The sequence below is a fragment of the Dawidia soli genome (assembly GCF_018598185.1).
Taxonomy (GTDB): Bacteria; Bacteroidota; Bacteroidia; order Cytophagales; family Cyclobacteriaceae; genus Ohtaekwangia; species Ohtaekwangia soli.
Genome location: NZ_JAHESC010000005.1, coordinates 191,258 through 207,060, shown reverse-complemented (window position 1 = coordinate 207,060; position 15,803 = coordinate 191,258). Strand labels below are relative to the sequence as shown.

Here is a 15,803-nt window from a genome sequence, read left to right as displayed (position 1 = left end):
ACCGGTTGTCACTAATACCGATACAGTGCCGTAAAAAACAACGGCATCCTTCGTCGCTGCGGCATAAATCGCTAACTTTTCCTGACCAAGTTAAACCCGCATGCTTATGAAAACCCGTAGAGACTTTTTACAAAAGCTCGCCGCTGCCGGCCTGGCACTTCCCGTTCTATCGACCATGGCCAAAGGCAGCGCCATGCCCATCCTCGACACCACGCCGTACGACGGCCCCATGCTTCGCGTCGCCATCATGGGCCTGGGCGGTTATGGCAGCCGTGTAGCCGAAGCGATGCAAGATTGTAAAAAAGCCCGGATCACCGGCGTGATCAGCGGTACGCCGTCCAAGATCAAGGACTGGCAAAAGAAATACAACATCCCGGAAAAGAACTGCTACAACTATAGCAACTTCGACGCCATCAAAGACAACCCCGACATCGACGCCGTCTATGTCATCACCCCCAACGCCTTGCACCGCGAGCAGGTCATTCGCGTAGCCAAAGCCGGTAAACACGCCATCTGTGAAAAGCCCATGGCGTTGAACGCCGCAGAAGCGCAAGAGATGGTAGATGCCTGTAAAAAGGCAAATGTAAAATTACTGATCGGCTACCGCATGCACCTCGAGCCAAAAACACTGGAGATCATCCGTCTCCGCAAGGAGGGCAAGTTTGGCAAGATCCTGTTCTTCCAGGGCCTGTCGGGCTTCCGCATTGGCGACCCCACACAATGGCGCCTGAACAAACAACTGGCGGGCGGCGGCTCGATGATGGACATCGGCATCTATTCGGTGAACGGCGCACGGTATATGGTGGGCGAAGAACCTGTGTGGGTTACCGCGCAGGAGACCAAAACCGATCCGGTCAAGTTTAAAGACGGCGTGGACGAAACGATCCAGTTCCAGCTGGGCTTCCCCTCGGGCGCCGTTGCTTCGTGTCTCTCGACGTATGCCATGAACAACCTCGACAGCTTCTTCCTCGACGGTGAGAAAGGTTTTGCAGAGCTCAAGCCGGCTACCGGCTATGGTCCGATCGAGGGAAGAACAAGTTTTGGCGAGCTGAACTTCCCGCACGTCACCCACCAGACGGTACAAATGGACGAGATGGCCGAGATGATCCTGAACGGAAAACAACCGGTGGTACCGATGGATGGTGCCGAGGGCCTGAAAGACATGAAGATCATTGACGCGATTTACCAGGCGGCGAAGACGGGTAAAAAAGTACCCCTGTCGCGCTGACAATGTATACCGGATATCTCCGGATGTTCTTACGTTAACTGTTGCAACATTTTTCCTCCGTGTACCGTGGGTGTGATGGTCATGCCCACGCTATACTTCTTCCCGACCCTCAAAAGAAATCACCCGCCGACTCCAGTATACCCTGGAAGACCGAATGTTCATAAAGGAGTAAATTTGCCATTCCTTCGTCCACGGCTATGCCCCTGTATACACTAAAATCTTATACTCTATGAACGTTATCACTACAACCCTGTTACGACTCGCAGCGTGCCTGGTGCTGCAACTCTCCGTTACCCAGGCCTTTAGCCAGACCGTATATTATGTCGACGGCGCGAACGGCAACAACAGCAACAACGGGCTTACACCGGGCTCGGCCTGGAAAACCATTCAGAAAGCGGGCAACAGCGCGACGCCCAACAGCACCGTACTGATCCGCGGCGGTACCTACAACGAAAACGTCACGATCAACGTGAGCGGTGCTGCCGGTCAGCCCATCGTCTTTAAAGCATACCCACAGGAAACCGTGCTGCTCGACGGCACCGGTACATCGGGCACACGGCTTCTGACCATTCAGAACAAAAGCTACCTGACGATCGAGGGCATCACCCTGCAAAATCTCACGAAGAACAACGCTCAGGGCATATTTGTAGAGTGTGAGGCGGACGCTACGATGACAACACTGGCCTTTCGCAAGCTGACGGTCCGTACCATCCGCTGGACGACCAGCAAGACGGCGATTCCCGGCGACAATGACAATGCACAGCCTTTCATTGTCTACGGTCGCGGCACCACGGCGCAGCGTGCCATCACCAACCTGGTAGTGGACAGCTGCGAGTTCTACGACAATATTCCCGGCTACAGCGAAGTACTCTCGATCGACGGCAACGTCGACGGGTTTACCGTCACCAACAACCGTGTACACGACAACATCAACATCGGCATCTATGCCGGCGGTAACTACGGCGAGTGTACGGTACCCGCGCTGGACCATGCACGCAACGGCCTGATCGAAAAAAACACCTGCTACCGCAACACGGCACTCTACGCCACCAGCGGCGGCATCTATGCCGATGGCGCGCTGGATGTTGTCATCCACCGGAACACCTGCTATGAAAACGGCTACGGCATAGAAGTAGGCTGCGAAGAGAACGGTACGACAGAGCGCATCACCGTGATAAACAATCTCTTTTACAACAACGAAGACGCGGGCATCGCCGTGGGTGGGTATACCACCGAAACCACGGGCCAGGTGTTGAGCTCGCTTTTCCGGAACAATACCCTGCTGAAAAACGACTCGAAAAAGAATGGTTCCGGAGAATTCTATATCACCAAAGCCTCGCAGTGCGTATTCCAGAACAACATTGTCTTTGCCGGCACGGAAAACACATTGCTTTCGCTGGAGAACATCTCACCGCAGGCGGGCAACACGTTCGACTACAACCTGTATTATACCGCCACGGGCAAGGCTCACGACATCAACGTTCTCTGGCGCAATAAGGAGTACAGCGACTTTGGCAAATACAAAACCGGCTCAGCACAAGACGCCAACTCACGGTTCCTCGCGCCCGGGTTGATCTCCGCCACGCTGCCGACACCCAACCTGCAGCTCAACACCGGCAGCGCGGCCACCGACATGGGTAACCCCGCTACCTCGCTGCCCGACGGTGAAACCGACTTTGGCGGCAAGCCACGCCTGTTGAACGGCCGCGTCGACATTGGGGCCTATGAAGGCCTCAGCACCAGCGGTACCGTCACGGCGTCGGGCGGCAATGATATCGCCATCATCCGGCTCAGCGCTTTCCCCAACCCGGCACAGCGGAACATCACCATTCAAACTACGGAGACGCCCGGCGACCGCGTCTTTATTCTTTGCACCATACAGGGTGTAGCGCTGCGCCGTGAACAGACGCGCGAAACCGCGATCACCTGGGATGTGAACAACCTGCCGGCGGGGGTCTACCTGGTGCGGGTGCTCTATGGCGCCATGCAGCAGACCACCCGCATCGTGGTGGCTAACCGTCCTTAGCCTTCAAACCAACGCTTAAACGCTGCCGCCTTTTCTTTGCTGACGGCCGGCGTTTCGTGTATACCGGTCTTCAGGGTGAGCAGCAGCTTGCCCTGAAGATCGGTTTTATAGCCCGTTAACATCCGCCGGTGTAGCAGCAGCTGCCGGTTGGCGCGAAAATAACGCGCCGGGTCTACGACATCTTCTACTTCGTCCAACGACCGGTACGCTGTTACCAGCAGGCGTTGATCGACCGTCTGAAGAAAGATCAAGTCGCGCTTGATAAAACAGGCAATCTCCCTTTCTTCGATGCGCTGCGCCTGCGGTCCACTATGGATGATAAAGTTCTCTTTATAGCGCGATGTCCCAGGCTTTCCTTCCAGAAAGCGGGCCAGTTCCTCCAGCGACAACCGGCTTCCACCCTGCTGCCGCAGCGCGCGGTACTTGGCGAGGGCCGCATGCAGCTCCTCGTATTGGATCGGCTTCAGCAAATAATCAATACTGTTGACCTTAAAGGCACGGATGGCATACTGGTCAAAGGCCGTGGTAAAGATGATGGGACTGGCGGGCTTTAGCGCCAGCAACAGGTCAATACTGATCCCGTCCGACAGCTGTACGTCGGCCAGGATCAGGTCGGGTTCCGGATGTTTTTCAAACCACGCCCGCGCTTCCTGTATACTTGCCAACGGGCCGGCCAGCGTGGCCTGGGGCGCCAGCTGACGAATGTGGCCCATCAACTGCTCGGCTACCAGCGGCTCGTCTTCCAGGATCAGGATCTTCATAGCAAAGGTATTTCAACGGTAAACATAGCATCGGTGCCCGTGATCTTCACCGGCCGGTCACTCAGATAGGCATACAGCTCCACCAGCTGCCGCAGGCCCTGCCGCGTGGAAGGCTCCAGCAAAGCTTTCGGCTGCACGTTGTTAGTCACCACCAGGAGGTCATCCCGATCGAAGATCCGGATGGTCAACGGTCGGTCGCGGTGGATCTCGTTGTGCTTGATCGCATTGTCGATCAGCAGCTGCAGCGTGACCAGCACGATCTTCTTCTCGCCCGCCTCGGGCGACAGTGCCAGATCCACGATCAACGCCTCGCGAAAGCGAATACGCTGCAGCGCGATATAGTGTTGAATAAAGTCCAGCTCCAGCTGCAGGCCTACCACCTCGCGCGCTTCGTGGTCCAGCACATAGCGGTATACTTTCGACAAGTGGTTGATGTAATGCGACGCCAGCGCGGGATCGGTCTTCACCAGCGCATCCAGCGAGGCAAGAGCGTTGAAAAGAAAATGCGGGTTGACCTGGTTCTTTAAATGGTGGTACTGTAACTGTGCTTTTTCCTTTTCGATGCGGGCCACGCGCAACAGCTCCTCTTTCCACTGCCGTATAAAGTGTGCGCTGATAAAGATCATGTTGATCGCCACCGCGATGCCGACGTGCGCAATGAACATGACGGTCATGACATCGTCACGAAAGACCTCCGGAAAGCGGTGCTGCAACGGATACATCATGACCGTGCGCAACACCATCATAATGGCTACGCCCGAGGCCAGTTGCACGAAGATACGCCCATACAAAAAGCGCGAGAACGGCATCCACCGGTTCAGGCCGCGGTGCACACGCTCGTAGATCTCCCACACCAGTTGGATGAACACGATGAAGGCCACCGTGGCCACGATGTGCTGGAACAGCTTCATACCGGGCATGAGCGCATCACGCACCGCCCAGCCGACAGCAGCAACCACGGCCGTGATGCCGATGCGTTGCACATATTTGTTTTCGATCCAGGTCATGACGTTACCAAATTCGATATTTCAGTTCTCATTTCCAGTTCACGCTCACCGAAACAACCGTTTCACCCATGGCCCCTTCCACAACCAAAGCCCCGACAACGCCACGGCCGGCAATATCCCCCACCGCACCGCGATGACAGCCTCAGGAATACCCGACACCGGCCCATAGATATAACCAATAATAGGAATGCTGGCCAGGATGTGTAACCAGCGAATAATTTTCCGTTCAAGTGCTGCGTTCATACGATTTTGTTTTTTAGGCAAGAACGCAGGAATGCGGCGCGTGGATGGCGTCTAAAGCCACTGATACACGGAAGCGGAAGGATTTTGCAAGGAAGCATGGCTGGCGCCGATGTTAGCGCTAAGCGACACCCGACAGCACCACATTCAAATTATTTTACCAACGACAACAAAAGCTCCGGCTCATTCGTGGTAATGAAATCCACCTGCTGCTGCAGCAGGTCTTCCAGCAGTGACTTGTCGTTTGCCGTCCAGACATTGACGGTCAACGTATGTTGCTTGGCACGGGTCACCCAATCAGGATTTTTTTTCAGCACGTTGAAGTGATAGTCCAGTCCATAGAAATGATCGGCTGCTAATTCAGCCGGCGTCTTATCGCCCTTCAAATAGGCAACACGCGCATAGGGAGCCAGCCTCATAACCTCCAGGCACACATCATAGTCAAAGCTGATATAATCCACCCACGCCTGCGCCTGCAGTTTTTCTACCAGCGCTACAATCTTACGCGTTAGTGCGAGGGAGTATTCCTTACCCAGTTCCGAAGCTTTAATTTCCAGGATGAGCTTTGTATTTAACTGATCCAGGCCGGCCTGGATATACTGCTCCAGCGTCGGCATCGGCTCGCCGTTCGTCAGCTTCAGCGCCAGGAGCTCGCGTGACGGTGTCCTGGCAATAGAGATCCCTTGTATGGAAGCATCATGATTGATGACGGGAAGTGAATCCGCGGACATGTGTACGTCGAACTCGCTGCCTTCACAGCGTAACCCGATGGCATGTTCCAGCGCGGCAATGGAGTTTTCGGGGGCACCGGTGTTCTTCCAGGCGCCACGATGGGCGATGACCTTGTTGTGGATAAAGTGATCTTCTATGATGGTAAAAGATTGGGAGATCTGCTGACCCGATGCCGTCGTAGCCGTAACGGTAAGGGCATAACGACCGGTATTCTTGTCCTTGCCCACTGACCTGCCCAACAACCGGTGCTCTTTGTCGACGGTAAAGCCCGATGCGTCCTTCCCGCTTAACACTACGGTGCGTATAGCCTCCTGGGTGGTAAGCCTCACCTGGCCCACGACATTATCCTTCGCCGTGAACATGTAGTGGGTCAGGAACAAACGCGCGGCGGTGCCTGGCTGTGCCTGACCCGATAACACCGACGATAAGAGGAAACTCCCCAGCATGATAAGCGACTTTTTCATAAGTTTAAAAACGTTCGGGCCAATATAGCGATCACACGCACACCCCGCCAGCCCAGAGGCTTTTCGAAATTGTTATCTTTTATCAGAGCAGCCCCTTTTCCTCCAGCGTGGCACGCACTTTCCTGTGGTTCTCCCAGAAGCGGTCGCGTACCTGCTGCATGGCCTTCTTGAACTCAGGCAGGTCTTTGACGGAATCGGCTATGGGATCGATCGTAAAGAACAAGATCCAGTATTGATAGTCCTTCTCCCGGGCAAACAGCTTCATGTGCTCGATGGCTTTGGGGGCATCGCCCAGGTAGGAATAATACCCCGCCAGGTTAGCGTGGCGGTAAATGGAGCTGTCTGTTTTCACATACCGCTCGAAAGCGTCGATGTATCGCTGTCCTTTCTCCGGCTGCCCCATCTTCTGCAACACGATCCCGATCTTGAGGTTCTCGTGTTTAAAGATGTCGAGCTCCTTCTCTTCGACAATGGCCAGGTAACGTTTGTAATACTTATACGATTCGGCGTAGTTGCGCATGAAGTAATACATCTTGCCGATCTCCTGCATCATGATAAAATTGGTGGTGTCTTTCCGGAACTCTTTCACCAGGGCCTCGCAGGTTCCACCTACATCTTCGTTTTTGGCATACAGGATATAAACGCGCAGATACCCCGAGAAAGGGTTGTCGGCCTTATAGGCCAGCGACTTGTCGATGTACTCCAGGGCCTCGTCGATGAAGCCGGCCTGCATCAGCGCATTGCTGAGGTGCAGGTATTTATAGCTGACAGTTGAAGAGTCGCCCGAGTTTCCGTCGATCCGCACCCCCAGCAGCGCATACTCGATGTATTTGGCGGCGTTGGGCAGATAGCCGTTGTAAAGCTCCGAGAGGAAGTGCGCCACGATGCCCGAGTTGGGGTTATAGTCGAGCGCCTTCTCCAGGTAGGGTGCTGCCTCCTTGTATTCCTTCTTGTGCATGAAGTACAGCGCCTTGGCGATGAGGCTCTCAGCCGACTTCTCGTCATACAGCAAGGCCTTGTCGGCGTACTCGCTGATCTCTTTCCCATACTTCTTGTTGATCTGAAACAGATCGAGGTAATAGTAGGCGACGGCTGCGTCGGCATAGGCTTGCGCAAAATGGGGATCGCGTTTGATCGCACGCTGAAAAAGGACGATGGATCTTTGCAGTGCTTCCGTGGATGCGTCGTACAACAGCTCGCGTCCCTCCATGTATTCGTTGTAAGCCTCCAGGTCGTCGGTGGGGATCTTTTCGATCTGCTTTACTTCCTCGGGCGTGATGATGGCTTCGATCTCTTCGGCGATGTTGTGGGCGATCTCCTGCTGCAAGGCAAAGATGTCTTTGGCTTCGCGCTCGTAACGTCGCGACCAGAGGTGTCTGTCCGTGGTACCTTCGATGAGCTGGATGTTTAACAGGATGCGGTCGCCGATCTTCTGACCGCTGCCTTCGATAAAATAGTTGACGTCGAGCTCACGCGCCATTTCGGGAATGGACTTGGCGGTGTTCCGGTATTTCTCCGACGAAGTGCGACTGATCACCCGCAGGTCTTGGATCTTTTGCAGGTTATTGAGCGTCGACTCCATCAGGCCATTAATGAGATAGAGGTTAGTCGAGTCGCCGCTGTCATTCTTAAAAGGCAGCACGGCGATGGATTTTTCAGGCAAAGGCTTCGCGTCCCTACCGCGCCACACATAATACCCCACCAGCACCAGTGCCACCAATACCACCAGCGCCGCAGCCCCCCAGCGGAGCCGTATGGGCCAGCGCGTCGTACGTACCGGCACGGCGGTTTCGGCAACGGCCCCTTCGGCTTCAGGCTCCAACACCCGCTTGCCCGCCTCGCCCGGCGGATAGCCGTAATATTCACGAAAGCACTTGATAAAATATGACACGCTGCCAAAGCCCACCTGGTCCGACACCTCCGAGACATTCAGCCCCGTGGTCCGCAGCAGCTCCATGCCGCGTTTCAGGCGCACTTCGCGGATAAGTTGGTTTACTGGCGAGTCGGTGTGTTTTTTGACCTTGCGTAACAGGTTGGACCGGCTCATGTTCATTTTTTCGGCCAATTCCGATACCCCGAACTGCTCATCGGCAATGTTCTCTTCGATCAGCGCGGTGATCTCGCGCAGAAAATCCTTATCGGAAACCGGCAGGGGCGACATGATAGGAAAGAAACATCATTTGCATCAATTTTTATATCGATTCACCATAATTTATAGTGCCTCCCGCAAACTTGACGGTTTTGGCGGCATGCCTGTTTAGCCTGCGGCAGCGTTCCATCCCACCTTTACAGCATGAAAACACACAAATCCGAAACCGTCAAACACATGAAAACACAACCATTCAACACGGTATGTTTTGCCGCCCTGCTCGCTGTCGGCGTTGCATGTACCCTTCCATCCTGCAAAGGTCCCACCGAAAAGGCACTGACCGACAGCACCGCCACGACGAGCGTTGCCGCGCCCCCGGTAGACATTCATACGGCGGTCGTCACCGAAAACCTGGGCGCCCTGCAACAGCACATCCAGGCCGGCACTAACCTGAATGAGAAAGACCCCTTCGGCGGGTCCAGCCCGCTGATCACCGCCGCGGTTTTTGGCAAGACCGAAATGGCACGCACGCTGATCGATGCCGGCGCCGACCTCAACTTTACCAACAACGATGGCTCCACGCCCCTGCACACGGCGGCCTTCTTCTGCCGCCCGGAAATCGTACGCATGCTGCTCGACAAAGGCGCCGACAAGACCATCAAAAACAAGTATGGCGCAACGCCTTACGAATCGGTAGCCGGTCCGTTTGCCGCTGTAAAGGACACGTACGACATGATGGGCAAGATGCTTGCGCCCATGGGACTGAAGCTGGACTACGCCTATATCGAAAAAACACGCCTGGTCATCGCCGGCATGTTGAAGTGATCACCCCAACCCTTCCGCCAGATGTTACCGAACAGCAGACGTTATGACATCGATTGGATCCGGGTGATCGCGATCGGCCTTCTTTTGATCTACCATGTGGCCATTGCCTTTCAACCGTGGGGCATTATGCTCGCCTTTATCACCTCCACCACGCCGTGGCCGGAACTCTGGCTGCCGATGGGCATGCTGAACATCTGGCGGATCCCGCTGTTATTCTTTGTATCGGGCATGGGAGTATACTTCGCATTGCAAAACCGTACCGCCGGACAATTGTTACTGGAGCGCACGCGGCGTATCCTGGTGCCTTTCCTCACAGGCATAGCATTGATCGTGCCCGCGCATATATACTTGTGGCAGCGGTATAACGGGTTTACGCAGTCATACAGCCCCAACCCCGGCCACCTGTGGTTTCTCGGCAACATCTTTATCTATATCGTCGTGCTGCTGCCGGTCGTATACAATCTCCAACGGCATGAAACCGGGCGCATAGCCGGTGCCCTCCGGAGGTTATTCAGCACCCCCATTGGGTTACTGGCGATGACGGGAGCCTTTATACTCGAGGCCCGGCTGACCGATGCACATCCGTATGAGCTGTATGCCCTGACGTGGCACGGGTTCTTTTTGGGGATGCTGGCATTCTTCTTCGGGTTTTGTTTTGTACTGAGCGGCGAACCGTTTTGGAAAATGCTGCTACGGTGGCGCTGGGCGTTCCTGGCGATCGCCATAACACTCTTCATCGTTCGGTTGATGGTATTCAATATGCAGGCGCCGGCGTATCTGCTGGTACCGGAATCGCACGGATGGATCTTATCGGTCTTTGCTTTTGGACACAAATACCTGAACCGGCCGGGTAACGGGCTGCGATATTTGAGCGAAGTCGCTTATCCCATTTATATTTTACACATGATCTTCCTTTCCCTGGGATCGTTCGTCATCTTTCCGCTCGGGGTGCCGGCGCCGGTACAATTTGTATTACTGGTATTATTTACCGTAGCGGGATGCTTCGCTTTTTATGAGGGTGTTGTGCGCAGGGTTGGTTTTGTACGACCGTTGTTTGGTTTAAAATACAGGAATGAGCGTCGCGTCACGGCGGAACGAACGCTACACAACGAAACGCCTGCCGTTCAAAAAGACTAATTTTTTTCATTCACTGCGCAAATAGACTGCGCACACGTGGTACTGCTTTGCAAAGGAATCGGGAAATTTTAAAAGTCCCGATTTCTTTGTTACTTCCAGTTGAATCATGAACCACGAGATCTACATCGCACGCAAACGCAAGGTTTTTCTGCCACCGGGCAATGCTTCGCAACCCGACCAGTACGTGCAGAGCCTGCTCGAAAACATCGGCAGTCTGGGCTTTACCTTTTCGAAGCCGTTAGCCGGGCGTGTCGCTACCTTGTCGCTGGAGGATCTGGAAACATTTTATAACGCGCTCTTGCCGGCTTTAAAAACCCTTGTGGGAGCGCATGTGGTGTACACACCCATGTATCCAAATTTTCCGCGACAGGTCATGGAAGCTTCCCAAGCGGAAATCTGCACCAACGCCTGGCTACACTACCTGGGCGACAGGATCAATATGCGCATCCTGCCGGAATACGAGAAAGAAGAGCGTGCTCCTTTACAAGGCGCGCCGCCACCCAGGATCATCGACCTCGGCACGCTGGAAGATTTTGAAAGCATCTTCACCGACCTGGCCGGCGCGAAAGTATCCACTTCCAATACCGATAAACACACCCTGCTGTGGTTCGTCAACCACTACCAGAACGATATCGAACGCCTGGTGCCGGAGGCCATGCCGCACAAGGAGAACATGGCCTTTGTCGGCGCGCTGCTGTTGCTCTACACGACCATCGCCGACCGCCTGCTGGCACGCCACGTCAAAACAGCGACGGATGTGTTGCGTATCGTAGCAGCGTATTTTAACGGCGATGTGAGCCTGGCCGAAAAGACCAAATACTACAAGCTCAGCCGCCCGCGCCGGAAAACGCTGTTGCGGCTGCTGGAGCAGTCCACCTGCTCGCTGGACGACATGGTGAAATACCGCGAACCCTGGAAACGCCTGGGAGAAAAACTGCACCCATCGGAGTATGCCGGTCAATTCCCACGCAGCGCGCAAGCCTTTGACGTGCTGCGTAACGACAACCACTACCGCACATTTTACAGCAAAGTGGAACTGGCCGTGAAACAACACGACATCGCCGCAGCCACCGCGCTGCTGGCTACACGGCCCGGCGAGCTGGCCCGACGGCTGGACCACCTGCTGCGCAACGCTGCGGATACACATGCTGTAATCCATGCGTTCGACGCAACGGCCGACCGCGTCTCGACACCAGTATTGCTGCAGTTGCTCACGCACTTTGAGCACCGCCTGACGCCCAACGGCCTGCGCGTATTCTTTCCCAAAGGTGAGGTGAGCAAAGCGTTTGCTCTTCCGTACAACCTGCCGGCACTACGTCCGGAAACGTGTCGGGAAGTCGTGAACAGCTGCCGCAAGCACCTGGTCGATCGCTTCCGGACGTTGCCACCGCTGGGCAAGGTATTCCTCGATGAAGCGCTGCGTAATTTTACCGTACCGTTCACGTTGCGCTCGGCGTCGAAAGCATTGCGCACCGTTTCGCGCGGCAGCAAGCTGCCGTTGCCGCAAGGCAACATCCTCCGGTTCTTTATCTGGTGGCGGGAAAGCACTTCGCGCGCAGACATCGACCTGAGCGCTGTGGCCATCACCGGCGACCATCAACTGGTCGATGAGCTGGCCTATTACAACCTGGCAACGCTCGGCGGCTATCACAGCGGCGACATCACCTCCGCCCCCAACGGCGCGTCAGAATTCATCGACATCGACATCCATACGCTGCGCGAAAAGAACGCCCGATATATCATCATGTGCCTGAACTCCTACACGGCGCAGCCCTTCTGCGACCTGCCCGAGTGTTTTGCCGGCGTGATGGTACGCCAGGAGCCCGACAGCGGTGAGGTCTACGAGCCGCGCACGGTAGAGAACAAAGTCGACATCACCGCCAATGCCCGCGGATGTATCCCCATGATCCTCGACCTGGTCGACGGCACCATCCTGTGGACAGACCTGTCGTTAACGCGCATGCCCTCCTACGGCGGAAACAACGCCGCCAACAACATGCCCGCCATGATGGTCCTGACACGCGCCATGACGTCGCTGGTCAAAACCTCGCTGTACGATCTGTTCTCGTTACACATCGAAGCACGCGGCGAACGGGTATTGGAAAAAGAAAAAGCAGATACTATCTTTGCTGCCGACGCGGGCATCACCCCGTTTGACACACAAGTCATCGCCGCAAAGTTCTTATAAAGAAACTGCAGAGGGCTATTGGATCACTTCCTTCTATGCTACTTAGTGATCGAGCTTCCCCTCTGCTTTTTTTATGCCCTCACTACTGTAAAAAAGACCAGAAATATCTGGCAAGAGTTAGCATCAAGCGTTAGCGCAAATGCTTCTCTTGTCGGCCGGTTGGCGGATGCGGCCAGTCTCCAGACTGGCGTTGGGCGCGGCTGGTCAGCGGAACCACGGCACGTATATGGTTACCCAGATTACGACGTCACCGCCGGGCAGTCGTGAGACTGCCCCCATGCTAGGTCCGAGTCGCCCTCCCTTCGGTCGGAAGACTCGAACCAGATGTTACTCGCGCAGTGCGTTGCTTGCGTTAACAAATCGCCAGGCACTAATCATCCGCACCTACAAAAAAGCCAGGACAATTACCGTCCTGGCCTTCCGTATCCGCAAGCCTACTGCACGATCAACGTCTGCGTCGTACTGGTCTTACTATTCGTGATCTTCACAACATAAGACCCCTTCCGCAGGTTCTTCGCTTCCAGCACATAATGCTTATCCTTCGTAACCGTCTCAAACACTTTCCTGCCCTGCGTCGTGACAACAGCAATGGCCGTCTCCTCCCCTTCTGCATTGGCAAACTCCAACGTCAGGCGCTCGCTTTCGCCGACGGGGTTCGGATACATCTGGAACGTATTCGGGTTGATGATCTTCTGCACCTCCGCCACTTCCTGCGTATGCTGATAAGAGTGGTTACAATACTTCGACATATCCACCCCCACCTCGGCTTCTGCTGTACGCGCGCTCGCCAGCGATACGGACGTGAACCATTTTGTGTTAACGCTCGCCGTACCCGTCACACCGGTCACCAGCTGCAAACGATAGTCGTAGTGCGCGGTACGCGTGCTTTCACCGTTGTAGATATAGTCGGTGTTTGTGATCACCGCGATAACGACATTGCTCGCGGGCGGCAGATCCAGCCGCAGGCTTACATTGCCGCTCGAAACAAACTCGCTATACACCGGCACACCGGTCGTCGAACGATAGACCAGCTGACACGTCATATTCGCACCGATGGGTTGAAAGTTTACCGTCACCATATTGCCTGTCACCACCAGCGGTATCTGGTTGGCACCGGACCAACCCGGTAGCGTGCGCGCCTCGGGCGTAAGAAGGCCGTTATTGTTGGTGGTTTGCACGTAGGGCGTGGCATTCCACACGGCGGGGTTCAGCCACGACGGTTGCCACTCCGCCTGGATGGCCTGACCGAAGTGCGCATTCATCAGCGCCAGGATGGCGTTGTTCCACGGGCCGAAGTCGATCAGCGCCTGCTTGGCGCGATACTCAGTGATCAGTCGGCGCATCTGGGTCGCCCCGATGCCCGAAGCAATACCCGCCAGCACGCGGCTGGGAGCATTGCGCCAGATCCACGGCACGGAGGCGTCGCCGAGCGTATTGCCCAGGAAGGTCGGGAACGAGCTGCTATACTGGTGGCCCCCCAGGTACGTGCGCCAGGTACAGATCTGCTGGTTGCCGTTAAACATGTTCACGCCCTCGGCCGACGGGCCGCCAAAGCTGCCGTCTTGCAACCAGCCGGAGTAACATTCGATGGGCATGAACGGCGCAATGAAGTCGGTGCCGTTCAGGTCGCCCATGCTGCCGAAGTTGTTGGTACGACGGGCATCGGCAGTTTGCTGCAGCCACACGTTGCCCCCTTCGTGAAACCACGCCGATTGCTTCACCCCCGGCAAGTCTGCCAGCAGCGCGTGAATGCCTTCGTGGACCATGGCACCCTGCTGCGCCACGCGGTCGCTATACGGACAGGCCGGGTCAAAGCTATAGATGGGGTAGTATGATGCCAGGACCATCGGCCAGCTGACACCGTTGTAGTTGATGGCGCTTTGCCAGCCGCCCAATGCGGTGTTGGAGGCGTTGTCGGTACACAATCCGGAACCGTACAGGTATACCGCACTGCGATAACCGTTCTTGGCACGCAGGTCTGGTGGCCAGCCCATTTCGTCGCGGAAGTAGGCAAAGTCCGTATTCATCCGCGCCAGCATAGGCGTTACGGCGGCGCTCGTCACAAGCGTGTTGGCCGAAGGCCCTTTGCGGAAGCACCACCAGTTCGAAGACTGTGTCGACACCACCTGCGGACAATCGTTCAGTACTTGCGTCGGCGTATTCAGCGCGGGAAACTCGTCGCGAAAGTTATAGGCGATCGTGGGTGAATAGGCCGGCCAGGTATAGGGGTTGCCGGTACCGCTGCCGCTCACCGTGAGCGTGAAGTTTTGCGTGGTCTGTGTACCGCAGCTATTCGTATACCGGGCCACATACGTGCCGGCCTGCGCTCCTTGTACATTACTGATCAGGATCTCGCGCGTAGTGGCCGTAAAGCCGTTCGGTCCGGTCCAGCTCCAGGCGCCGCCCGAGGTCGGTGTCGGACCAAAGCGTACCGAACCGCCCGCGGCCACCGTGGCTGATGCCGTCTGCGTCCAACTGCCGCCGTTGATCTGTGTTTGCGGCACGATGGCAGTGCCCGGGCAGTTGGTCACCGGCGTGCCCATCACACGCCATTCGAGGATCCCCGTGGATTGTGTGGTGTTGAGCATGGACACCCGGATGCGGCTCAATGCCGTCGCGGAGAACGACACCACGTTAAAGGTATTGATCACCTTGGGGATGGCCGCCAGCGTCACCCACGTAGCACCATTCCAGTACTCCACGTTTGCCGTCGTCGGTACACGCACCCCACCGTTGTCATCGAACCAGTATACTTCGATGGAAGTGACCTGGTAGGATTGTGTCCAATCGTATTGTACCCACTGCGTGGAGTTGGGGTTGTTCCAATTGCCGTACGCACCGTGCGACTTGTCGTTTGAGTTGGCCGGGGTAAAACCGTCGTTTACGGCCGCCAGGGTTTCCCACGACGACACATACGACGTTGATGCCGTAGCCGTCAGGGCCACGTTGGTCTGCGCTACCACGTGTTGCGCCCACGCGCAACACGCCAATAGCCACACGGCTACTTTCAGTCTGGTAGATTTTCTCATAACTAACTGTTTTTAAGGTTGAAAAAGAACTATATCATCAGGACTATCACCAACTATACAGAGCAATACCGGCCATG

At 55.7% G+C, this 15,803-nt stretch carries 11 protein-coding genes; 5 read left to right on the top strand and 6 right to left on the bottom strand.

Annotated elements, in window-relative coordinates; translation table 11 throughout:
• The first annotated feature begins 106 nt into the window (after positions 1-106).
• Together KK078_RS05445 and KK078_RS05440 are read left to right on the top strand one after the other, a co-directional pair.
• Positions 107-1,228, top strand: a complete 1,122-nt coding sequence (locus KK078_RS05445; protein WP_254089237.1) for a Gfo/Idh/MocA family protein — start codon at positions 107-109, stop codon at positions 1,226-1,228.
• Positions 1,229-1,457: 229 nt separating this feature from the next.
• Positions 1,458-3,254: a right-handed parallel beta-helix repeat-containing protein gene (locus tag KK078_RS05440; RefSeq protein ID WP_254089236.1), complete on the top strand. Its 1,797-nt coding sequence runs from the start codon at positions 1,458-1,460 to the stop codon at positions 3,252-3,254.
• Here the strand turns inward: KK078_RS05440 and KK078_RS05435 are convergent.
• From KK078_RS05435 to KK078_RS05415, 5 genes are all read right to left on the bottom strand, one after another.
• A complete protein-coding gene (locus tag KK078_RS05435) occupies positions 3,251-4,015 on the bottom strand; it encodes a LytR/AlgR family response regulator transcription factor (RefSeq protein WP_254089235.1) in 765 nt (254 codons plus the stop codon). The genes KK078_RS05440 and KK078_RS05435 overlap by 4 nt on opposite strands.
• Entirely contained in the window at positions 4,012-5,022 is a 1,011-nt protein-coding gene (locus tag KK078_RS05430) for a sensor histidine kinase (RefSeq protein WP_254089234.1), read from the bottom strand. Before KK078_RS05430 ends, KK078_RS05435 begins: the two co-directional genes overlap by 4 nt.
• 45 nt (positions 5,023-5,067) lie before the next feature.
• Complete coding sequence (locus tag KK078_RS05425) at positions 5,068-5,265, bottom strand: hypothetical protein (protein ID WP_254089233.1); 198 nt, start codon at positions 5,263-5,265, stop codon at positions 5,068-5,070.
• 149 nt (positions 5,266-5,414) lie between these two features.
• Entirely contained in the window at positions 5,415-6,458 is a 1,044-nt protein-coding gene (locus tag KK078_RS05420) for a glycerophosphodiester phosphodiesterase (protein WP_254089232.1), read from the bottom strand.
• Between the two features lie 82 nt (positions 6,459-6,540).
• Positions 6,541-8,619, bottom strand: a complete 2,079-nt coding sequence (locus KK078_RS05415) for a helix-turn-helix domain-containing protein (protein WP_254089231.1) — start codon at positions 8,617-8,619, stop codon at positions 6,541-6,543.
• Positions 8,620-8,784: 165 nt separating this feature from the next.
• Here KK078_RS05415 and KK078_RS05410 point away from each other — a divergent pair, with 165 nt between their 5' ends.
• From KK078_RS05410 to KK078_RS05400, 3 genes are all read left to right on the top strand, one after another.
• The gene (locus KK078_RS05410) at positions 8,785-9,372 is read left to right on the top strand and encodes an ankyrin repeat domain-containing protein (protein WP_254089230.1); all 588 of its coding nucleotides are present in this window, start codon (positions 8,785-8,787) and stop codon (positions 9,370-9,372) included.
• Between the two features lie 21 nt (positions 9,373-9,393).
• A complete protein-coding gene (locus KK078_RS05405; RefSeq protein ID WP_254089229.1) occupies positions 9,394-10,509 on the top strand; it encodes an acyltransferase family protein in 1,116 nt (371 codons plus the stop codon).
• 106 nt (positions 10,510-10,615) lie between these two features.
• Positions 10,616-12,697, top strand: coding sequence for a TerD family protein (locus KK078_RS05400; protein ID WP_254089228.1), 2,082 nt, complete (start codon positions 10,616-10,618; stop codon positions 12,695-12,697).
• A gap of 434 nt (positions 12,698-13,131) precedes the next feature.
• Here the strand turns inward: KK078_RS05400 and KK078_RS05395 are convergent, their stop codons facing one another.
• Complete coding sequence (locus tag KK078_RS05395) at positions 13,132-15,726, bottom strand: T9SS type A sorting domain-containing protein (protein ID WP_254089227.1); 2,595 nt, start codon at positions 15,724-15,726, stop codon at positions 13,132-13,134.
• Positions 15,727-15,803: the final 77 nt, after the last annotated feature.

What these genes read in the sequence shown, in the direction of transcription:
- KK078_RS05445 (WP_254089237.1), top strand. Translation starts at nt 107, where the DNA reads ATGAAAACCCGTAGAGACTTTTTACAAAAGCTCGCCGCTGCCGGCCTG.
- KK078_RS05440 (WP_254089236.1), top strand. Translation starts at nt 1,458, where the DNA reads ATGAACGTTATCACTACAACCCTGTTACGACTCGCAGCGTGCCTGGTG.
- KK078_RS05435 (WP_254089235.1), bottom strand. Translation starts at nt 4,015, where the DNA reads ATGAAGATCCTGATCCTGGAAGACGAGCCGCTGGTAGCCGAGCAGTTG.
- KK078_RS05430 (WP_254089234.1), bottom strand. Translation starts at nt 5,022, where the DNA reads ATGACCTGGATCGAAAACAAATATGTGCAACGCATCGGCATCACGGCC.
- KK078_RS05425 (WP_254089233.1), bottom strand. Translation starts at nt 5,265, where the DNA reads ATGAACGCAGCACTTGAACGGAAAATTATTCGCTGGTTACACATCCTG.
- KK078_RS05420 (WP_254089232.1), bottom strand. Translation starts at nt 6,458, where the DNA reads ATGAAAAAGTCGCTTATCATGCTGGGGAGTTTCCTCTTATCGTCGGTG.
- KK078_RS05415 (WP_254089231.1), bottom strand. Translation starts at nt 8,619, where the DNA reads ATGTCGCCCCTGCCGGTTTCCGATAAGGATTTTCTGCGCGAGATCACC.
- KK078_RS05410 (WP_254089230.1), top strand. Translation starts at nt 8,785, where the DNA reads ATGAAAACACAACCATTCAACACGGTATGTTTTGCCGCCCTGCTCGCT.
- KK078_RS05405 (WP_254089229.1), top strand. Translation starts at nt 9,394, where the DNA reads ATGTTACCGAACAGCAGACGTTATGACATCGATTGGATCCGGGTGATC.
- KK078_RS05400 (WP_254089228.1), top strand. Translation starts at nt 10,616, where the DNA reads ATGAACCACGAGATCTACATCGCACGCAAACGCAAGGTTTTTCTGCCA.
- KK078_RS05395 (WP_254089227.1), bottom strand. Translation starts at nt 15,726, where the DNA reads ATGAGAAAATCTACCAGACTGAAAGTAGCCGTGTGGCTATTGGCGTGT.